Raw genomic sequence first — 21006 nt, forward strand, 5'->3', positions numbered from 1 at the left:
CATATATGCACCTCTTACTCATGTTATGCCCGAACACAAAATTTCTGACACCCTCAAAACACCCGCGCAAAACCTGAACCCCCGCCGCTTTTTGCCCCCCCACTCACCCATCCCCCAACGCCTGCGCCACCACCAACCCCCTAAACCGCGCCAACACCGCCGACCCATCCCCCACCCGCGTTGCCAAATGCAGCGGCGCGACCAGGCTTTTGCACGCCGTCAGCTCCCTGTAAACAATCCCGTCCCCCCTCAGCCGCTGCATCGATGCCGGTACGATCGACACGCCAAGGCCTGCTGCCACCAGGCTCAGCGTGGCTGTCATTCGTGGCGCTTCTTGCACCACTTGCGGGCTGAACCCCGCTTCGCGGCAGGCCACCAGGATCGCGTCATACAACCCCAGGCCCACTCGGCGCCGGTACAGCACAAAAGACTCCGTGGCCAACGCCGCCAACGGCAGTGGCGTTGATGGGTCTTTTGCCAGCGGGTGGTCGGTGGGCAGGGCCAATAACATCGACTCCACCAGAATCGGCTCGTCCTGCAGCGCCTGGGCGCCGCTCAGCGGTGAGCGGATAAATGCTGCGTCCAGTTTTTCGTGCAGCAGTGCGTCCAGCAGTTCGCCGGTGCCGGCTTCCTCCAGTACCACTGACACCCCGGTAAAGGTTTCCCGAAACAGGCGCAGCACACTGGGCACAAACGGGTGCAGTGCGGCGGAGCTGGTAAAGCCGATGGCCAGGCGGCCGCGTTCGCCGCGGGCGGCGCGGCGTACTACGTCGGTGATGTCGTCCACCCGCGTCAGGATGTCACGCGCTTGTTCCAGCAACGCCAGCCCGGCGGTGGTGGGGCGTACGCCGCGTGGCAAGCGCTCCATCAAGACGGTGCCCAGCTCGGTTTCCAGGCTTTGCAGCAGGCGGGTCAGCGGCGGTTGCTGCATGCCCAGCCGGTCTGCCGCGCGGGTCAGGTTGCCTTCTTCGGCGATGGTCACAAAGGCCTTGAGCTGTCGAATTTCCAGCATAGGGATACTTTTAAAGTATGGGGGGTTGCCAATCCTGGCATTTGTTCTCATGGCTCACAAGATTTAGGCTGCTCCCCAACCCCTCACACAAGAAGGAAAGCCGTGATGACCTGGTCAGCCAAGCAATATTCGATGTTTGAACAACAGCGCACCCGCCCTGTGCGGGACCTGGTCGCTGCCATCCCCAACCACGACGTGCGCACCGCCGTCGACCTGGGCTGCGGCCCCGGCAATTCCACCGAAGTGCTCGCCGAGCGTTTCCCGCAGGCTCTGGTCACCGGCCTGGACAGCTCCGATGACATGGTGCGCAGCGCCCGCGAGCGCCTACCTGCGCTGAGCTTCGACCTGGCCGACATCGGCGCCTGGCACCCCACGCAGCCTTTTGATGTGATCCTCGCCAATGCGTCCCTGCAATGGCTGCCCGACCACGCCACGCTCTACCCGCACCTGCTCAACCAGCTGACCCCCGGCGGCACCCTTGCCATACAGACCCCCGACAACCTCGACGAGCCCGCCCACCGCCTGGCCCGTGAAGTGGCGGCGGACGGCCCGTGGGCGGGCAAGATCGGCGCGGTCAGACACAACGAACGTCATTCGGCGAGTGTCTATTACGAGCTGTTGAGCCAACACGCCAGCACCGTGGACGTGTGGCGCACCACCTATCAACATCCGCTGGCCAATCACCAGGCGGTGGTGGAGTGGTTCAAGGCGTCGGCGCTGCGCCCGTTCATGGCGCCGTTGGACCCCGCGCAACAGGCGGCCTTCCTTGACGACTACCTGGCCCGCATCCGCCAGGCCTATCCGGCATTGGCCGATGGCACCGTGTTGCTGCCGTTTCCGCGGCTGTTCATCATTGCGACGCGCTGAGACGCACGTTGTATTCCTGCGCCACCTCCTGCAACAGGTGGCGCATCCAGCGGTGTGCCGGGTCGCTGTCGAGCACTTTGTTCCACAGGGTGAATTCGCGCAGCAGCGGCAGCTCAAACGGCGGCGCCAGCGCCCGCAATGACAAAAACTTGCCATACAGGGTCGCCAGGCTGCGCGGGATCACCGCCACCCGTTCGGTGCCCACCAGCAAGTGCGGCACCGTATTGAAGCTGCTGGTGGTCAGTTCCACCCGTCGGGCCTGGCCGTAACCCTGCAGGATTTTTTCGCTGAAACTGGGCTCGCGCGCACTGCCGAAGTTGACCGCGATATGCCCCAGGCTCAAGTACTGCTCCAGGCTCAGTTCATCGCCCACCCGGGTGTTGTGTGACCACACCACGCACTGGTAGTCATTCTCGAACAACAGCTCCTTGGCATGCAGGTCGGACAGGTACTGGTCCGGCATGATCACAAAGTCCACTTCGCCCTGGGTCAGCATCTGGTTGTAGCGGTCGGAGGCGTGCTGGATGTCCAGGGTGATGTGCGGCGCCCGTTGCTGCAGGTGCTGGGCCAGCGGGCCAAGCATCACCGTGGTGACAAAGTCGGTGGCGATCAGCTTGAAATGCCGCTTGCACGTCAGCGGGTCAAATTCGGGCTTGTTGACGATGGTCGACTGAATGTCCAGCAGCACCCGCCGCACCGGTTCCGCCAGGCCCTGGGCCACGGGCGTGGGCAGCATCTTGCGGCCGACCTGCACCAGCAACTCGTCGTCGAAATACTCGCGCAGCCGTGCCAATAAGCCACTGGCCGCCGACTGGCTGACGTTCAGCCGTTCGGCGGCCCGGGTGATGTTCTGTTCGGTGAGCAGGGTGTCGAGTACCACCAGCAAATTCAAATCCAGATGATGAAAACGCACAGGGTTGCCTCCAGGTCAGCAGTGCGCCTTGTATCACTTTTTTTGGATGGATGGCATCCCGATAATCGATTGTTCGGATTGTTCAGCCGTCCCTATCATCCCCCTCAGGAGCTCCACCCAACAGACCTTTCAAGACAAAAATAACAAGTCAGAGGTTGCTCAAAATGAGTCGGATACCCATGCGCTGCCGCCCGACGGCCGCCCTGGCCGCTGCGCTCGCCGCAGTTGGCTGCCTGCCCCACGCAGGCGCGTTTGAAATTGACACCGGTGATTCGGACCTGCGCCTGCGTTGGGACAACACCCTCAAATACAACGCCGCCTGGCGCGTCAAAGACCGTGATAGCAAGCTCACCAGCACCGTCAACCAGGACGACAGCGACCGCAATTTCAACAAGGGCCTGATCTCCAACCGGCTCAACATCCTTTCCGAGTTCGACGCGCGCTATAACAACTTCGGCGCCCGCGTCAGTGCGGCTGGCTGGTACGACAGCGTCTACGAAAACCGCAACGACAACGACTCGCCGGCCACCGCCAACTCGCGCTCGGTGAGCAGTGACCACTTCACCGACGACACCCGCAAGCTGCACGGCAGCAACGCCGAAATCCTCGACGCCTTCGTGTTCGGCAAAGGTAGCCTTGGCGACTTGCCCAGCAGTTTCCGCCTGGGGCGCCACACCGTGCTGTGGGGCGAAAGCCTGTTCTTTGGCGCCAACGGCATCGCAGGCGGGCAGGCGCCGGTGGACATCATCAAAGCCACCTCGGTGCCCAATACCCCGTTCAAGGAATTGATCCGCCCGGTCAACCAATTCTCCGGCCAGGTCCAGTTGCGCCCCAACGTTTCGGTGGCGGCGTACTACCAGTTTGCCTGGGAAGAAAACCGCATCCCCGCCGTGGGCAGCTACTTTTCGACGTCGGACGCGGTGGGCGAGGGCGGTGAGCGCCTGATCGTCGGTGGCCCGATCGGGCCTAACAAACAACCGTTGGCCTTCTTTCGCGGCAAAGACATCAAGCCCGACGACAAGGGCCAGTACGGCCTGTCGCTGCGCTTCTCGCCAGAGGACTGGAACACCGACTTCGGCCTGTACGCCATCCGCTACCACGCCAAAGACCCGATGATTTACACCCACGCCAACCCGGGCGGGCCAAACCTGCAGACCGGCCAGTTGGGCGATTACGAACTGGTGTACGCCGAGGGCATCCGCGCCTATGGCGCAAGCTTCAGCACCTCGGTGGGCGATGCCAACGTGGCGGGCGAAGTCTCGGTACGGCGCAACACGCCGCTGGTCAGCCTGTCGCAGGCCAACCCCAGCGGCCTTGGCGACAACGGCAACCACGCCCTGTACGCGGTGGGCAACTCGTTGCACGCCCAACTCTCCAGCCTTTACTCATTCAACAGCAATGGCCTCTGGGACTCGGCCAGCCTGGCCGGGGAAGTGGCCTGGCACCGGCGCACCAGCATCACCCAGAACGCCGCCGCACTGGACCCCAACGGCGAGCGCGACGCGTGGGGCCTGCGCATGAGTTTCACGCCCAACTTCTTCCAGGTGTACCCCGGCGTCGACCTGAGCGTGCCCGTCGGCCTGGGCTACAACCCCAAGGGCCGTTCCTCGGTCATCAGCAAATTCAACGGCGGCGTGGGCGACAAAGGCGGCGACCTGAGCCTGGGCCTGGCGCTGGAATACCTGCAAACCTGGAAGGCGGGGCTCAACTACACGCACTACATGGGCGGTGCCGACAACTTCCTCGACAGCCGCAACGCCAACACCTACGGGCAGCCGCTCAAGGACCGCGACTTCATCGCGTTCACCGTGCAGCGATCGTTCTGAACACAGCAGCCCACAACAATAAACAGAGGTGCGTTTCATGAAACTCCAACCGTTGATGCTGGCGGGTTTGCTGGCGGCCATCGCGCCGTCAGCCTGGGCGGCCACCGACGCCCAGTCACTCAAGTCCACCCTGACGCCGCTCGGCGCCGAGCGCGCGGGCAACGCCGACGGCAGCATTCCCGCCTGGACCGGCGGTTTCACCCAGGTGCCAGCGGGCGTAAGCCCCGGCCCGCGGCTGCCGGATTACTTCGCCAGCGACAAACCGCTGTACGCGGTGACTGCGCAAAACGTGGCGCAATACGCCGACAAACTCAGCGACGGGCAAAAAGCCCTGTTCGCCAAATACCCCAGCTACCGCATCGACGTCTACCCCAGCCGCCGCACCGCTGCCGCGCCGCAATGGGTGTATGACAACACCTTCAAAAACGCGACCAGCGCGCACCTCACCCAGCAAGGCAACACCCTGGAAGGCGCCAGCGGCGGCATCCCGTTTCCCCTGCCCACCACGGGCGCCGAGGTGATCTGGAACCATCACCTGAGCTGGCGCGGCGTGGCCTGGAAAAACGACTACAACGTGTACGTCATCACCGCCAGCGGCCAGCGGATTTTGTCGGCCACCGTGCAGGCGCAGCGTGAAATGCCGTATTACTTTCAAGACGGCAAATCCGAATACAAGGGCGTGTACTGGATGACGCGCCTGGTCAACCTCGGCCCGCCCCAGCGCGCCGGTGAAGCCTTGCTGGGCCGTGAACCTTTGGACTACGCCAATGGCGGCCCACAATCGTGGGTGTACCTGGCTGGCCAGCGGCGGGTGCGCAAGTTGCCGGTGTCGTCCTATGACACGCCCACGCCCACCAGCTCCGGGGTGGCCAACTTCGATGAGGTGTCGGTGTTCACCGGCCCCCTGGACCGCTACGACTGGACGATCGTCGGCAAGCAGGAAATGCTGATCCCCTACAACAGCAACAAAATCCTGCAACCGGCCAAGGACGAGGCGGTGATCGGCGAGCGGTTCCTCAACCCCGACCACATGCGCTGGGAGCTGCACCGCGTGTGGGTGATCGAAGGCAACCTGGTCGCAGGCAAACGTCACAGCATGCCCAAGCGCCGTTTGTATGTAGACGAGGACACCTGGATGGCCGTGCTCGGCGACAGTTGGGACGCCAACCAGAAACTCTGGCGCACCTACTTCCAGTTGCCGTACCTGATGCCGCAATTGCCCGGCCTGGTGCGCGGTTTGTATGGCCAGTACGACTTGCAGACCGGCGCGTGGATGGCGCACAACGTGGTCACCGAAAAACGCGTGCACAACGACGTGGTCGCCCCGTTCCCCGACAGCGATTTCAGCCCGGACGGCCTGGCAGCCGATGGGGTGCGCTGATGCGTCGTGCTCCTTTCTGGCTGGCGCTGGGGCTTGTGGGCGCCAGCCTCACCGCCACCGCGGCGCCGGTGAGTGATGTGCTGCTGCGCCCGGCGCTCAAGGTGAGTGCGCCTGCGCACGCGGTGTTGATCGACATCACCCGCGCCGCCAACCGCCTGGTGGCGGTCGGCGAGCAAGGTTTGATCGTGCTCTCGGACGACAACGGCCAACACTGGCGCCAGGCCTCGGTGCCCACCAGCGTGAGCCTCACCTCGGTGACGTTTGCGTCGGCGTCCCACGGTTGGGCGGTGGGGCATGCGGGCGTGGTGCTGCACACCCGCGATGGCGGCGAACACTGGGCGCTGCAACTGGACGGCAAACAGGCCGCGCAGCGCGTGCTCGACGCGGTGCCCGCCGACGACTCCCGGCAGCTCAAGACCGCACAAGGGTTTGTCGCCGACGGTGCGGACAAACCCTGGCTGGCCGTGCAGTTCAGCAATGAGCGCGAAGGCACGGTCGTCGGCGCGTTCGGGCTCATTCTGCACACCCGCGACGGCGGTGCCACCTGGCAATCCTGGGTCGACCGCTTGCCCAACCCGGCGGGCAATCACCTCTATGCAATCGCTGTCCAAGGCGCGCGACTGTACATCGCGGGCGAGCAAGGCACCCTGTGGACATCGGCCGACGGCGGCGCCCGCTTCACGCGCTTGCCGAGCCCCTATGACGGCAGCTTTTTCGCCCTGGACCTGGCGCCGGACGGCAGCGTTCTGGTGGCAGGCCTCAAGGGCAATGTGTGGCGCAGCGACGATCACGGCGAGCACTGGCAAGCCGTGGCCAACCCCTTTAACAGCAGCGTGATGGCCGCGCGCACCTTGGGCGAGGCGGGCGTGATGCTCGCCGATCAAAGCGGGCATTTGTTGCTCGCCACACCCGGGCACGCACTGCAAGCGCAGGGTCTGTCGCCAGCCCTCGCAGCGTTCACTCAAGCGGCAGACGGCCAATGGATCACGGTAGGCGCACGCGGTATTCAACAGGTAACAGCGCAATGACCGATCTGAGCCATCACGCCCTGCAAAACCTCAAGGCATTCGACCCTCGCTCCGGTTCGTTGCTCGAGCGCGCCCTGTTCAACCATCGCCGCCTGGTGCTGGGGCTGTGCCTGTTGCTCACCCTTGCCCTCGGCGCCGCCAGCACCCGCCTGGGCCTGAATGCCAGCTTTGAAAAAATGATCCCCACGGGGCACCCGTACATCGCCAACTACCTGGCCAACCAGGCGGAACTCACCGGCCTGGGCAACGCCGTGCGCATCGCTGTCGAAGCCCCCGGCGGTTCGATCTACGACGCCCATTACCTGGACTTGCTGGCGCGTCTTAACGACCAGGTCTTCCTGCTGCCGGGTGTCGACCGCCCGTTCATGAAGTCGCTATGGACCCCCAACATGCGCTGGATGGCCGTGACCGAAGAGGGCGTGGAAGGCGGCCGGGTGATCCCCGACGACTACAACGGCTCGCCCGCCAGCCTGGACACCGTGCGCCGCAACGCCGCCCGCTCCGGCGAGGTCGGCCAGATCATCGCCCTGGACGGCCGCTCCAGCCTCATCTTCGTGCCGCTTGCGGACCTCGACGCGCAAACCGGCAAGCCACTGGACTACCACGCGCTGTCGCAACAGCTTGAGCAACTGCGCACGCACTTCCAGGCCCAGGGCCTCACCCTGCACATCACCGGTTTCGTCAAAGTGGTGGGTGACCTCATCGATGGCCTGCGCCAGGTGCTGCTGTTTTTCGCCGCCGCGATGCTGATCGCCACCTTGATGCTGTACGCCTTTACCCGTTGCCTGCGCAGCACGTTTCTGGTGATGGGTTGTTCGCTGGTCGCGGTAGTGTGGCAACTCGGTCTGGTCGCACTGCTGGGTTTTGAACTGGACCCGTATTCGGTGCTGGTGCCGTTTTTGGTATTGGCCATTGGCATGAGCCACGGCGCGCAGAAAATGAACGGCATCATGCAAGACATTGGCCGTGGCATGCACCGGCAAGTGGCGGCGCGGTTTACCTTCAGGCGCTTGTTTCTCGCCGGGCTCACGGCGTTGCTGTGCGACGCGGTGGGGTTTGCCGTGTTGATGCTGATCCACATCAAGGTGATCCAGGACCTGGCGCTGATCGCAAGCATTGGCGTGGCGGTGCTGGTGTTCACCAACCTGATCCTGTTGCCGGTGCTGCTCAGCTATTGCGGGGTCAGCGCCCGCGCCGCCGCGCGCAGTTTGCGCAGTGAAGACGCCACGCAAAAACAGGCGTTATGGGCGTTCCTGGACCGTTTCACCGAACGCCGTTGGGCCACCGCCACCGTGATTGCCAGCGCGTTGTTGGCGGGCGCCGGTGTGTGGGTCAGCCAGCAGTTGCAAGTGGGCGACCTGGACGCCGGTGCGCCCGAGCTGCGGGCCGACTCGCGCTACAACCGCGACAACGCGTTCATGGTCGCCCACTACGGCGCCAGCAGTGACGTGTTCGCGGTGATCGTGCGCACCCCCGAGGGCGCCTGCGCCGACTACGCCACCCTGATGCGCGTGGACGCGCTGGAGTGGCGCCTGCGCCAACTGCCGGGCGTGGAGTCCACCGCCTCGCTGGCGAGCCTCAATCGCAGCCTGTTGGTGGGCATGAGCGAGGGCAATCCCAAATGGTACGACCTGACCCAAAACCAGGCGCTGCTCAACTCCATTACGGGCCGTGCGCCGCGTGAGCTGTTCAACCAGAGCTGCAACACCCTCACGCTCTACACCTACCTGCGCGACCACAAGGCCGTGACGCTCACGCGGCTGGTGAGCGAGGTCCAGACGTTCGCCCAGGCCAACGATACCGCCGAGGTGAAATTCCTGTTGGCCGCCGGTAACGCCGGTATCGAGGCCGCGACCAACATCGTGGTCAAGCAGGCCAACCACGACATGCTGTATTGGGTGTATGGCGCGGTGACCCTGCTGTGCCTGCTCACCTTCCGCTCGGTGCGGGCGGTGATCTGCGTGATCCTGCCGCTGATGCTCACCTCCATCCTGTGTGAAGTGTTGATGGTGTGGCTGGGCATCGGCGTCAAGGTGGCGACCTTGCCGGTGATCGCCCTGGGCGTGGGCATCGGCGTGGACTACGCGCTGTACGTGATGAGCATTCTGCTGGCGCGGCGCAAGGCCGGGGACAGCCTGTCCCAGGCCTATTACCAGGCGCTGCTGTTCACCGGCAAAGTGGTGATGCTCACCGGCGTGACCCTGGCGGCGGGCGTGGCCACCTGGGCGTTTTCGCCGATCAAGTTCCAGGCCGACATGGGCCTCTTGCTGGCGTTCATGTTTGTACTGAACATGGTCGGTGCGCTCGTGCTGTTGCCCGCGCTGGCGCACTTTCTGCTGCCGTCGCCTTCTTCCATAACAACAATAGGAAAAGCCTCATGAGTCAGTTCTCGCAAGCCGCTCCCGTGCCGCGTCGGCGCGGTTCGGGCGCGTTGTTGTTGCTGGGCAGTTGCCTGCCGGTGCTGGGCGGCGTGTTGATCGCACCGGTGCTGCCGCGCCTCGCCGAACACTTCTCTGGCACGGCGAATGTCGGGCTGTTGGTGCCCATTGTGCTGACGTTGCCCGCGCTGATGATCGCGCTGTTTTCGCCGTTTGCCGGCTGGCTGTCGGACCGCATCGGGCGCAAGCGTTTGTTGGTACTGGCGATGATCGTGTACGGCATTTGCGGCCCGCTGCCGCTGGCGCTGGATGACCTCAATGCGATCTTGCTCAGCCGTGCGGGGCTGGGCTTGGCGGAGGCGGCCATCATGACCTGCTGCACGGCGTTGATCGGCGACTACTACGACGGGCGCGAGCGCATGCAATTGCTGTCGTGGCAGACCATTGTCACGTCGCTGTCGGCCACGGCATTTTTTATGCTCGGCGGCCTTATGGGGGAACTCGGCTGGCGCGTGCCGTTTGCGCTGTACGTCGCAGGCCTGGTGTTTGCGCCGCTCATGCACCTGGCGTTGAGTGAGCCGGTGCGCCGGGTCAGTTCGGCCATCCGTGCGCCGTCTGCCGGTGGTTTTGCGCTGCGCCCGCTGGCGGTGATCTGCGCCATGACTCTGCTCGCCGCGCTGGGCTTTTTTATCGTGCCGGTGCAGACCGGTTTCCTCCTGCAACACATCGGCATCGACTCGCCGCAACGCATCGGCATGGCCATCGGGCTGGGCCACTCGGCGGTGTTTCTCGGCGCGCTGGTGTTTCGCCGCTTGAGCGGCTTTGGGCCGGGTTTGCTGCTGGCGCTGGCGTTTGTGATCTCCGGGGTCGGCATCCTGCTGCTGGCGCATGCCACGGACTACCGCATGGCGATCATCGCGGTGATGGTCAACGGCCTGGGCGGCGGCATTGCATTGCCCACGGTGCTCAGTTGGGCGCTGTCGACCTTGAGCGTTGAACACCGCGGCAAAGGCACTGGCCTGTTCAACGCCGGTTTTTTTGGCGGCCAGTTTGCCAGCCCGTTATTGGTGATGGCGCTGACCGCCGTGGCCGGTGACCGCGTGGGCGCGGTGGCGCTGGTGGGCTGGGGGTTGCTGCTGGCGGCGCTGGTATCGCTGATCGCACCGGCGGTCGCGGGCAGGCGCTTGCGGGATCCGATTCAGGTTGCCGACGACGTGGTGCTGCACTGACGCGACCGCTGTTTTCACTTCAGTAAGGAAGGTTCGATGAAACTTGCAACGTTGAAAAATGGCCAGCGTGACGGCCGCCTGGTGGTGGTGTCCCGGGACTTGCGCCTGGCGGTGGCCGCCCCCCTGTTTACGACCCTGCAACAGGCGCTCGAAAACTGGACCGAGGCCGAGCCGCTGTTGAGCCGCCAGTATCAGACGCTCAATGAGGGGCGGGCGGTGGAGGCATTCGCCTTTGACCCGGCACACGCCGCCGCGCCGCTGCCGCGGGCTTATCAGTGGTGCGACGGCTCGGCGTTTCTCAACCACGCCCACCTGTTGCAAAAGGCCTTTGACCTGGCGCCGATGAAAGACGAGCGCATCCCGCTGATGTACCAGGGCGCCAGCGACGATTTCCTCGGTGCCCGCGACGACGTGCCGCTGCCGGACGTAAACCACAACATCGATTTTGAGGGCGAATACGCCGTGATCGTCGACGAGGTGCCCATGGGCTGCCCGGCCGAGCAGGCCCTGCAATACGTGCGCCTGGTGCTGCTGGTGAACGACGTCAGCCTGCGCGGTTTTTTGCTGCATGAAGTGAGCACCGGCTTCGGCTTTTTACAGGCCAAGCCGTCCTCGAGTTTCTCGCCGGTGGCCGTCACCCCGCATGCCCTGGGCGACGCCTGGCGCGACGGGCGCGTGTGCCTGCCGCTGACGGTGAGCTGGAACGGCCACTGGTTCGGTTCGCCCAACGGCGCCGAAATGAGCTTCAGCTTTGCCGACCTGATCGCCCACGCCGCGCGCACCCGGCGCTTGCGGGCCGGGACCGTCATCGGCTCGGGCACGGTGTCCAACGTTGACCGGGCCGCAGGGTCGGCGTGCATCTCCGAGCGGCGGGCCATCGAGATCATCGAGCACGGCAAACCGCTCACCGGCTTCATGCAGTTTGGCGATCGTATCCGTATCGAGGCGCTGGACGGCGAGGGCCGGACAGTGTTCGGCGCCATCGACCAGCGTGTGGTGGAGGCCCGGTCATGAGTGCACGCACACGTCGTTTGGTGGACCTGTCCGTCGCGCTCGAAAACAACCCCTACACCGACCCGCCGCCGCTCTTGCCCAGGATCGAATACGCCGACCACCAGGCGGGCGTCGATGAGCTGCTGGCCATGTTTCCCGGGCTCAATATCGATGACATGCCAGGCCGGGAAGCCTGGGCCGCCGAACGCCTGATTATCACCACCCACAGCGGCACGCACATGGACGCGCCCTGGCATTACGCGTCCACCACCGACGGCGGCAAGCCGGCCTACGGCATCGATGAGTTGCCGCTGGACTGGTGCCTGCGCCCGGGCGTGAAGCTGGATTTCCGGCATTTGCCAGACGGCCATGTGGTCAGCGCCGCCGAGATCGAAGCAGAGCTTGCGCGCATCGAGCATGTGTTGCAGCCGCTGGACATTGTGCTGGTGAACACCCGCGCCGGGGCGTTGTTCGGCCAGCCGGGTTACCTCGATGCGGGTGTGGGCATTGGTCGCGAGGGCACGTTGTACTTGCTGGAGAAAGGCGTGCGCGTGGTCGGCACCGACGCCTGGAGTTGGGACGCGCCGTTCAGCCACACCCGCGCACGCTTTGCCGCCACCGGCGACAGTGCGCTGATCTGGGAAGGGCACAAGGCCGGGCGCGAGATCGGCTACGGGCAGATGGAAAAACTCGCCAACCTGCACGCGCTGCCCGCCCATGGTTTTGAAGTGTCGTGCTTTCCCTACAAGATCAAGCACGCCTCGGCCGGGTTTGTGCGCGCCGTGGCGATCTTCGAGGAGGGCGGCCCCACGTGAGGCCGCGGTGTGTTCAGCCTTGCAGGTAGTGCTGCGTCGACACCACCTGGGCGTAGCCGAACCCCAGTGAGGCCATGTACGCCGCCTGCACCTGTGCGGCCGGTACGGTGGTGCCGTTGAACTCCACGTCACGGGTGGCGCAGGCGTCATGGATGACGGTCACGCCGTAACCCAGGTCGGCCGCCGCCCGTGCCATGGCGTCTATGCACAGGTGGCTCATGCTGCCGACCACCACCACGTCGGTGATCGCCCGCTGTTCCAGCAACGCCCGCAAGTCGGTGTCGCGAAACGCATTGACGAAATGCTTGAGCACCACCGGCTCACCGCTCTGGTTCAGCACTTTGTCGTGCAGGTGCGCGCCAGCAGAGCCCGGGGTGAAAAACGGTGCGTCTTCGGACGTGAACTCGTGACGCACATGAATCACCGGCTCGCCCGCCTGGCGAAAAGCCTCAAGCACCTTGGCCGCGTTGTCGGCCGCTGCCTCTGCGCCGTCCAGAGGCCATTTGCCGTGGGGGAAGTAGTCGTTCTGGATATCGATTAGGATGAGCGCTTGCTTGGCCATGCAGGTTTCCTCGTGATGGGTGAAGGCGTCCAGTATCGTGACGGGCGTGTCACCCGGGGATTGGCGGCACCGACAATAACAGGGGGAAAACTGACAATGGCCGCGGAACGGGAAATTGTCGAGCTGGGCGTGTTGATCTACAGCGGTGCACAGATGGCGGCGGTGCATGGCTTGACCGATCTGTTCGCGGTGGCCAACCGGATCGCCGCCGAGCATCAGTCGATGCAACTGCCTTTGCTGCGCATCAGCCATTGGCAAGCGCAGGCAGCAGAGGCGCCCACCCGGACCTTCGACAGCCGCCCGGGGGCAGAGCAACCGTTGGTGGCGCTGATGATTCCACCGTCCATCGCCGGTTTTTGCGAAGGCCAGGCCTCGGCAGCGCTGCTTGACTGGCTGCGCCAACAGCACCGCACGGGCACCATTCTGGGCGGGGTCTGCGTGGGCTCGATCCTGCTGGCAGAAAGCGGGTTGCTCGACGGTCGCAGCGCCACCACTCACTGGACGTCTGCCCAGACGTTTGCGGCGCGCTACCCGGCGATTCGCCTGGAGGCCGACAAACCCATCATCGACGACGGCGACCTGATCACCACCGCGGGCCTCATGGCGTGGTCCGAGCTGGGCCTGCGGGTGGTCGACCGCGTGCTCGGCCCCAGCCTTGCCGCCGCCACCGCGCGCTTTCTGGTGATCGAGCACAGTGACAGCGCCAGCGAGTGCGGCAGCAACTTTGCGCCGATCCTGAACCATGGCGATGCGGCCATCCTCAAGGTGCAGCACGCGTTGCAGGCGAGCGGGGCAGTGGAGGTTTCGCTGCCCGCGATGGCGCAGCAGGCGGGGCTTGAAGAACGTACGTTCCTGCGGCGTTTTCGCAGCGCCACCGGGCTCAAGCCCACCGAATACTGCCAGCACCTGCGGGTCGGCAAGGCGCGGCAAATGCTGGAGTTCACCAACGGCACTATCGACCATATCGCCTGGACCGTGGGTTATCAGGACCCGGGCGCGTTCCGGGCGATTTTCAAGAAAATCACCGGGCTCACACCCAGCGATTACCGCAGCCGGTTTGGCGTGTCGCCCAAACTGTAAGGGCACGCCCCGATCGTGCAAAACACCGTGCCGGGGCGTGGGCGTCGTGCAGATTAACGCAGGCCAAGTGCTACCTATTGCCGCCTCGCCGCTGATTCCACAGCGCTTGGCCTGCTGGCCTGATCCCTGCAACCGTCCCCCTACATCCACGGCCGCACGGCCAAGGGGGACGCATGACCCCGACCCATCGCAACAAGCAAGTGCTGGCGCACTCGGTGCGCGCCGACGCGCCGCTGCACGAGGTGGAAACCAACCGCGCCCTGGCCCGTTGGCTGGCGCAGATCCTGGGCCTCAAATACGGCGGCAGTTACGATTCGCAGCGCCATGCCGGGCGCGATCATTACCTGCTGCCTACGCAGACCCTGGTCGGCCACGCCCAGGCGCGGCAGTTGGGCATCCGGGGGCCGCACGACCTGTGGGGCGGTTACGTGGAGCATGATTTCATCGCCACCAAAGCCATCAGCCACGGCCTGTTGAACCACCACGCGAGCGCGCCGCCCGGCTGGTCGCCGCTGTTCAGCGAGCGTGTGCGCAATGTGGTGTTGGACGGGGTCAGCGTGTTCTCCCTGGAGGATGCCCGGCCTGCTGCCACGCGCCTGCTCTACAGCGGGCCCCTTCGTCTCAAGCCCGTGCACGCCTGCGCCGGGCGCGGCCAGGAAGTGATCCACAGCCTGGACCAATTCGAGGCGGTGCTCGCTCGCCCCGACGCCGCGCAGCTGTTCAGCGACGGAGTGGTGTTGGAGCAGGACCTGCGCGACGTGATCACCCACAGCGTGGGCCAGAGTGTGATCGGCGCGCACGTGCTCAGTTACTGCGGTGATCAATACCTGACCACCGACGGGCAGGGCGAGCACGTCTACGGCGGCTCCAATCTGCTGGTGGTGCCCGGCGGGTATGACGACCTGTTGCAATTGCACCTGCCCGACCCCGTGCGCCTGGCCATCGAGCAAGCGCGGGTGTTCGACGCCGCCGCCGATGAGGCGTACCCGGGGTTTTATGCCTCGCGGCGCAATTACGACATCGCCCAAGGCCTTTCCAGTGATGGCCAGCCGCGCAGCGGGGTGTTGGAGCAGTCGTGGCGCATGGGCGGTGCGAGCAGCGCGGAAGTCGCGGCGCTGCAATGTTTTATCCACGACCAGGGTTTGCGGGCCATTCACGTGTCGTCGGTGGAAACCTATGTGCAACAGCCACTGCCGGCCGACGCCATCGAGGTGTATCGCGGCCCGGCGCAACACGGCGACTTTCTTCTCAAGTACGTAAACTCGCTGCGCCCGGTGCGTTGGCTGGCGTTGCGGGTGCCGGCGTTGTACCGCGACCAGGAATGGCTCAAGCCCAAGCGCGACCTGGACAAGGCCGACCTGATGGATTATCGCGCAGGCTTTGTGCAAGCCGCCACCAACCGGGCGTTGCACGCGTGCGCGTCGTTTACCGGCGATGTGCTGATCGTCGAATCGCAAACCGACGACCACGTGCCCCACGCCACCATCATGAGCTACCGCGCCGCGTGCCAGCAGACGCACTCCTTGACCCACCGCATCATCGACGGCGCGGACCACGCCTTGAGCGACCCGGTGTCGCAACAGGCCTACACCTCGATCTTGGTGGACTGGGTGACCGAGATGGTGGTGGGGGAGCGCTTGAGCATTATTCAAGCGCGCTGATCAGCGTTTGACCCGCAGCGCCTTGGCCTTGGCCTCCACCACCAGGTACATCACCAGCGTGATCAGCAGCGGCAAGAGGAAATAGATCGCCCGGTAAGCGAGCAGCCCCGCCACCAGGCTGCCCCGGGACGCCTCGTGTTGCAGCAGGGCCACGAACACCGCTTCCAGCACACCCAGGCCTGCCGGGATGTGGGTGATCACCCCGGCAATCGCACTGATCAACAGCACGCCCAATACCAGCGGGTAGTCCAGCTTGGCGGGCAGCAAGGTAAAGATCACCGCGGCCATCAACGACCAGTTCAACGCCCCGAGCGCCAGTTGCAGCACCGCCATGCGCAGCGACGGCAAGTTGATCTCGACCCCGCGCACCGCCCATTCGCGCTTGCGGGAAAACCGGCACGCCGCCAGATACCCCAGGCTGATCAACACCAGCACCCCTCCGACCGCTTGCAGCGCGCTGCTGCTGAGGGCCCAGCCGGGCGGCATGTTCACCCGGCCGCTGCTGAACACCGCGCCAGCAATCGCCATGTAGCCAAACCAGTTGGTGGCCAGGCTCAGGCCGAGGATCTTGGCGATGTTCGCGCTGGTCACTCCCAGGCGCGAATACAGCCGATACCGCATGGCAATACCGCCCACCCAGGCGCTCAGGTTGAGGTTGAAGGCATAGCTGATGATGCCCACCGGCAGGATCTGCCTCCAGCGCAGCGGCTGGCGAATGTAGGTGCGGCCGATCAGGTCAAAGCTTGCGTACACCGCAAAACTGCACGCGGTCAGCGCGCTGGCGATGAGCAGGGTGCGCAGCTTGAAATCTGCCAAGGTGGCCAACACCTCGCTCCATTCGATGCGCCGGGCGAGCAAGGTCAACAGGGCGATCAGCACCAGGAAAAACACCACCGTCAGCGGTGTTTTCCAGCGCTTGAAAAAGCCGCTGCGGGCGGGTGGCTCAGCCGTGCGGGGGGTGGTCATGGGCGGTGTCCTGCGCGGGGGCGAACGGTGTCAAACGGGGTTTATGCGCTGGCAGCCAACCGGTCCACACGGGCACATGACGCAGCACATGGAACACCAGAAACCCCACGGTGAGTCGCCACAACCACAGCCTGGGTGTGCGGTTTTCCGGCCGGGTCCGGCAGTGGTGGGCGCTGAGGTCTTGCAGGCGCTCATACAGCTGCTGGTTGAAGGCGCGGTCGTGCACCAGCACATTGGCTTCCAGGTTCAGCGACAGGCTCAGCGGGTCCAGGTTGCTGGAGCCCACCGTGCTCCAATGCTCATCCACCAGCGCCACCTTGCCGTGCAGCGGGCGGTCGCAGTATTCGTGGATGACCACGCCGTCTTTGAGCAAATAGTCGTACAGCATGCGCGCCGCCAGGGTGGCCAGCCACACGTCCGGCTGGCCCTGCATGATCAGTTGCACCTGCACGCCCCGGCGCGCAGCGTTGCGGATCGCGCGCAGCAGGCGATAGCCGGGGAAAAAATAGGCATTGGCGATAATCACCCGCTGGCGCGCCTTGTTCAGGGCTTCAATGTAGGCTTCTTCGATGTCGGTGCGGTGGTGCACGTTGTCACGGTAGATCAGCCGCACTTGCCCTTCAGCGTCGCTGCTTGTCCAGTGGTCGGTGCGTTGCCCGCGTCGCCCGCCGCGCCGCTTGCGCACACGCCGGCCGCTTTGGGCGAGGGCGAAGTGATGCAGGTCGGCCACGGCCGGGCCGGTGACCTGCACGGCATAATCCTGCTTGGCCTCGGGGCCGTAGTCGCCCAGGTGGTCGGCCGAAAAATTGATGCCGCCAATGAACGCCACCGTGGCGTCCACCACCACGATCTTGCGGTGCAGGCGGCGAAACCAGTTGGTGCGAAACCCCAGTGTCTTGCCCGCCGGGTCGAACATCTGCACGGTCACGCCCGCGTCGACCAATTCCCCCAGAAACGCCGGGGTCAGTTCGCCGCTCCCAAAGCCGTCAAGGCTGGCGATGACTTTGACGCCGCGCTGCGCTGCTTCCACTAACAGGGTCTTGAGCGCATGGCCCACCTTGTCCTCGAACAGGATGAACGTCTCCAGCAGGATCTCGTGCCGGGCCTGGCGCAAGGCGTCGAACACCCGGGGAAAGTACGCCTCGCCGTTTTCCAGCAGCTGGACCTGGTTGCCGCTTTGCCAGGCGTAGTCCTGGTCTTGCGGGGCCACCTGGGGGGGCGGCTGGTCGGTGGCGATGTGTTCCAGCGTTACGCTCATAACCTGAGCTCCACCAGCAGTGGCGCGTGGTCGGACAAATGCGACCACGGGTGGCTGCTCAATACCCGTGGCACATGGGCGGTGAGGTTGCGCACGTAGATGCGGTCCAGGCGCAGCAACGGCAGGCGGGCCGGGAAGGTGCGCGCCGGTTTGCCCTCGGCTTGGGTGAATACCTCGCGCAGGCCGCAGTCGCTCAGGTCGGCCTGCAGGCGCCAGTCGTTGAAGTCCCCGGCCACGATCACCGGCGCGTCGGCCGGGATCTGCGCCACGCGTTGGGCGATCAAACGCAGTTGCTGTTGGCGATGCACCTCGCGCAGGCCCAGGTGCACGCAAATGGCATGCACCTCGCGGGCACTGCCCGGCAGGCTGAGTACGCTGTGCAACAGGCCGCGGCTTTCGTGGCCGCTCTGGGAGATGTCCAGGTTGTCATGGCGCACGATGGGGAATTTGGACAGCAATGCGTTGCCGTGGTCGCCGTCCGGGTACACCGCGTTGCGCCCGTAGGCGTATTGCGGCCAGATGCTGTCGGCCAAAAACTCATACTGCGGCATGCTCGGCCAGTTGCTGTAGCGCTTGGGATGGCGTTCGTGGGTGCCGTGGATCTCCTGCAGGAACACCACGTCGGCGGCCACGCCGCGTACCGCTTCACGCAGCTCTGGCAGGATGAAGCGCCGGTTGAGCGCGGTAAAGCCCTTGTGGGTGTTGACCGTCAGCACCCTGAAGCGGGTGACGGCGACGTCGGGCGTAATGGGCAGCCCGTCGGGTATCGCGGCCATGGTTGCTCCCGTGGAGGAGGTCGGCTGACCTCGGTCTTTGGGTGACTGCCGCTTTTGCACGAAAGTTTCCGCCCGCTTACAGACGGCGCTCGCACATCCAACCGAACTTGCTGGCCTCAAATCCGTCAGTTCCTTACAGACCCTTCTGAAGGAGCCCGGTGACGTGTTGAATCTCAGAACTGCATGGCTGATTGCGGCCTTAGTGTGTGGCGCCAGTGGCGTCCAGGCCGCGGCAACGGACACGGCGGCCGAACCCGAGGCGCCGGCCAAGCCGGAACTGCTGGTGGAAGGCGGCTTGCTCGGGGCCATCAGCTCGAGCATCAGCGATGTGCAGGACAAGCTCGACCTCAACGACAACCTGATCGATGCCTGGCGCCTGCGGGCCGACCGGGCGGCCAATGAGGTGGGCAAACTGGTCAACCAGCCGTCCACCCGTTCGCCCTGGCGCGTGGCCGGGGACTTTGTGCTGTTGTCGGCGGTGTGGATCGGCGCCTTTGCCGTATTGACGCTGTTGGGCCGGTTTGTTGTCCGACGCTTGAGCCAGCGCCGTTGGTTCCAGCCGCGTGAACGCCTGCTGGCGGTGCTGGGCTACGTGATCCCCTACACGGTGCCCGCCTTGATCTGCCTGCCGCTGACGCTGTCGGTCAGCCATCTGCTGCCCACCTCGGTCGGGCGTGCGCTGGCGCTGTGTTTTGCCTATGCCACCAGCAGCGGCATTTTTTCCACCTCGGTGTTGCTGTGCGTGATTGTCATGTTCAACGTGGGCCACAAGCGCACGGCGGTGCAGATCATTCGGCGCTACTGCCCCAAGCCGCTGTTCCTGATTGGCTTTCTGGCCGCCTTGAGCGATGCGCTGACCAGCCCGCAGATCGCCCGCCAACTGGGCGGCAATATCACCAGCAGCGTGGCGGTATTCACCGGGCTGTTTGCCTCAGTGATCTTCGGCCTGCTGGTGCTGCGCCTGCGGCGCCCAGTGGCCCACTTGATTCGTAACCGGCCATTGGCCCAGCGCCTCAAGCACCCGGCGGTGCAGCAGTCGCTGCGGATTTTTTCGGGCCTGTGGTACTGGCCCATCCTGTTGATGGTGCTGGTGTCGGCGATCAATTTAATTGGCGCCGGAGACGACAGCCAGAAGGCCCTGCGGTGTGCGCTGTTTACCACCATCTTGCTGATCGGCACGGTGTTTCTGAGCACCGTGCTGCAACACCTGTTCAAGTCGCGCAGCACCGTGGCGATCCAGCGCAGCAGCGCCTACAAGGAGCGCTTTCTCAGCCTGTTGCACGCCCTCTTGCGCATCACCATGGCGGTGGTCTTTATCGAAGTGCTGGGGCGGATCTGGGGCGTGTCGCTGTTTGAATTCGCCCAGCGCAACTCGGTGGGCCGGGCCATCAGCGACTCGTTGAGCAGCATCGGCCTGATCCTGTTGGTCACGTGGCTGGTGTGGGTGGTGCTCGACACGGCGATCCAGGAGGCCTTGAAACCGCCGGTCAACAAACGCTCCAGCCGCCAGCCGAGCACGCGGGTCAAGACCATCCTGCCGTTGCTGCGCAATGCGGTGAAGATTGTGCTGGTGGTGATCTGCACCATCACCACCATGGCCAACCTTGGGATCAACGTGGCGCCCTTGTTGGCCGGTGCCGGGGTGGTGGGCCTGGCGATCGGTTTTGGCTCCCAGCAGTTGGTGCAGGACGTGATCACCGGCTTGTTCATCATCATTGAAGACACGCTGTCGGTGGGCGACTGGGTGGTGCTCGACTCGGGCCACGCCGGTACGGTGGAGGGCCTGACCATCCGCACCCTGCGCCTGCGCGATGGCAAGGGGTTCGTGCATTCGGTGCCGTTCGGGCAGATCAAGGCGGTGACCAACCAGTCACGCCAGTTCGCCTATGCGTTTTTCTCGGTGCAGTTCACTTACGACACCGACGTGGACGAGGCCGTGGAGCTGATCCGCGAGACGGGCCAGTCGATCCGCGATGACGTGTTTCTCAAGTACAACCTGCAAGGGCCGCTGGAAATTTTCGGGGTGGACAAGATGGACCTCAACGGCGTGGTGCTGACGGCGCAGTTCCGCACGGTGTCCGGTGGCCAATACGCGGTGAGCCGGGCCTTCAACCAGCGCCTCAAAAAGCATGTGGATAACCATGCGTCGGTGCATTTCGCGCAAACTTATCCACAGCAGGTGATCGCGCCGCAACGGGCCCCGGCCCTTGAACCGGCGCAGGCGGGGCCCGCTGAGAGTTAATCCGTGACGGTTGCGCAAC

General features: G+C 64.7%; 16 protein-coding genes and 1 pseudogene. 11 read left to right on the forward strand and 6 right to left on the reverse strand.

The window, feature by feature from the left end; genetic code table 11:
• Positions 1-103: 103 nt before the first annotated feature.
• The gene (locus ACW9H9_RS09455; RefSeq protein WP_457342890.1) at positions 104-1012 is read right to left on the reverse strand and encodes a LysR family transcriptional regulator; all 909 of its coding nucleotides are present in this window, start codon (positions 1010-1012) and stop codon (positions 104-106) included.
• A gap of 105 nt (positions 1013-1117) precedes the next feature.
• On the opposite strand from ACW9H9_RS09455, the gene tam reads away from it, so the two are divergent.
• The gene (gene tam / locus ACW9H9_RS09460; RefSeq protein WP_457342891.1) at positions 1118-1879 is read left to right on the forward strand and encodes a trans-aconitate 2-methyltransferase; all 762 of its coding nucleotides are present in this window, start codon (positions 1118-1120) and stop codon (positions 1877-1879) included.
• Here the strand turns inward: tam and ACW9H9_RS09465 are convergent.
• On the reverse strand, positions 1863-2792 hold the full coding sequence (locus tag ACW9H9_RS09465) for a LysR family transcriptional regulator (RefSeq protein WP_457342892.1): 930 nt from the start codon (positions 2790-2792) through the stop codon (positions 1863-1865). The genes tam and ACW9H9_RS09465 overlap by 17 nt on opposite strands.
• 164 nt (positions 2793-2956) lie before the next feature.
• Here ACW9H9_RS09465 and ACW9H9_RS09470 point away from each other — a divergent pair, with 164 nt between their 5' ends.
• From ACW9H9_RS09470 to ACW9H9_RS09500, 7 genes are read left to right on the forward strand one after another with little or no spacing between them, the layout of a single operon-like run.
• Positions 2957-4618 (forward strand): DUF1302 domain-containing protein, encoded by a 1662-nt coding sequence (locus tag ACW9H9_RS09470; protein ID WP_457342893.1) that lies wholly within the window; start codon positions 2957-2959, stop codon positions 4616-4618.
• Between the two features lie 37 nt (positions 4619-4655).
• The gene (locus tag ACW9H9_RS09475; RefSeq protein WP_457342894.1) at positions 4656-5999 is read left to right on the forward strand and encodes a DUF1329 domain-containing protein; all 1344 of its coding nucleotides are present in this window, start codon (positions 4656-4658) and stop codon (positions 5997-5999) included.
• Positions 5999-7027 (forward strand): WD40/YVTN/BNR-like repeat-containing protein, encoded by a 1029-nt coding sequence (locus ACW9H9_RS09480; protein ID WP_457342895.1) that lies wholly within the window; start codon positions 5999-6001, stop codon positions 7025-7027. The genes ACW9H9_RS09475 and ACW9H9_RS09480 overlap by 1 nt, the downstream gene beginning before the upstream one ends.
• Positions 7024-9408 (forward strand): efflux RND transporter permease subunit, encoded by a 2385-nt coding sequence (locus ACW9H9_RS09485; RefSeq protein WP_457342896.1) that lies wholly within the window; start codon positions 7024-7026, stop codon positions 9406-9408. Before ACW9H9_RS09480 ends, ACW9H9_RS09485 begins: the two co-directional genes overlap by 4 nt.
• Positions 9405-10634, forward strand: coding sequence for an MFS transporter (locus tag ACW9H9_RS09490; RefSeq protein WP_457342897.1), 1230 nt, complete (start codon positions 9405-9407; stop codon positions 10632-10634). Before ACW9H9_RS09485 ends, ACW9H9_RS09490 begins: the two co-directional genes overlap by 4 nt.
• Before the next feature lie 36 nt (positions 10635-10670).
• Entirely contained in the window at positions 10671-11648 is a 978-nt protein-coding gene (locus tag ACW9H9_RS09495; protein ID WP_457342898.1) for a fumarylacetoacetate hydrolase family protein, read from the forward strand.
• The gene (locus ACW9H9_RS09500; RefSeq protein ID WP_457342899.1) at positions 11645-12442 is read left to right on the forward strand and encodes a cyclase family protein; all 798 of its coding nucleotides are present in this window, start codon (positions 11645-11647) and stop codon (positions 12440-12442) included. Before ACW9H9_RS09495 ends, ACW9H9_RS09500 begins: the two co-directional genes overlap by 4 nt.
• 13 nt (positions 12443-12455) lie before the next feature.
• Here ACW9H9_RS09500 and ACW9H9_RS09505 read toward each other — a convergent pair whose 3' ends face one another.
• Complete coding sequence (locus tag ACW9H9_RS09505; RefSeq protein WP_457342900.1) at positions 12456-13004, reverse strand: cysteine hydrolase family protein; 549 nt, start codon at positions 13002-13004, stop codon at positions 12456-12458.
• A 96-nt stretch (positions 13005-13100) separates the two neighbouring features.
• Here ACW9H9_RS09505 and ACW9H9_RS09510 point away from each other — a divergent pair, with 96 nt between their 5' ends.
• Entirely contained in the window at positions 13101-14084 is a 984-nt protein-coding gene (locus tag ACW9H9_RS09510) for a GlxA family transcriptional regulator (protein WP_457342901.1), read from the forward strand.
• Positions 14085-14257: 173 nt separating this feature from the next.
• Positions 14258-15343 (forward strand): annotated as a pseudogene (locus ACW9H9_RS09515) (DUF3182 family protein); the annotation flags it as partial.
• 402 nt (positions 15344-15745) lie between these two features.
• On the opposite strand, the gene ACW9H9_RS09520 reads toward ACW9H9_RS09515, so the two are convergent.
• Genes ACW9H9_RS09520 through ACW9H9_RS09530 form a run of 3 tightly spaced genes read right to left on the reverse strand, consistent with a single transcriptional unit; the run spans position 15746 to position 18745 of the window.
• On the reverse strand, positions 15746-16711 hold the full coding sequence (locus tag ACW9H9_RS09520; RefSeq protein WP_457342902.1) for a lysylphosphatidylglycerol synthase domain-containing protein: 966 nt from the start codon (positions 16709-16711) through the stop codon (positions 15746-15748).
• Positions 16689-17969 carry a cardiolipin synthase ClsB gene (clsB, locus tag ACW9H9_RS09525; RefSeq protein WP_457342903.1) on the reverse strand — a complete coding sequence of 427 codons (1281 nt, stop codon included), beginning with the start codon at positions 17967-17969 and terminating at the stop codon, positions 16689-16691. Before clsB ends, ACW9H9_RS09520 begins: the two co-directional genes overlap by 23 nt.
• Positions 17966-18745 carry an endonuclease/exonuclease/phosphatase family protein gene (locus ACW9H9_RS09530; protein ID WP_457342904.1) on the reverse strand — a complete coding sequence of 260 codons (780 nt, stop codon included), beginning with the start codon at positions 18743-18745 and terminating at the stop codon, positions 17966-17968. The genes clsB and ACW9H9_RS09530 overlap by 4 nt, the downstream gene beginning before the upstream one ends.
• 163 nt (positions 18746-18908) lie before the next feature.
• Between ACW9H9_RS09530 and ACW9H9_RS09535 the strand changes: the two genes are divergently transcribed.
• On the forward strand, positions 18909-20987 hold the full coding sequence (locus tag ACW9H9_RS09535) for a mechanosensitive ion channel family protein (RefSeq protein WP_457342905.1): 2079 nt from the start codon (positions 18909-18911) through the stop codon (positions 20985-20987).
• Positions 20988-21006: the final 19 nt, after the last annotated feature.

This window comes from Pseudomonas sp. SDO5215_S409 (genome assembly GCF_054071325.1).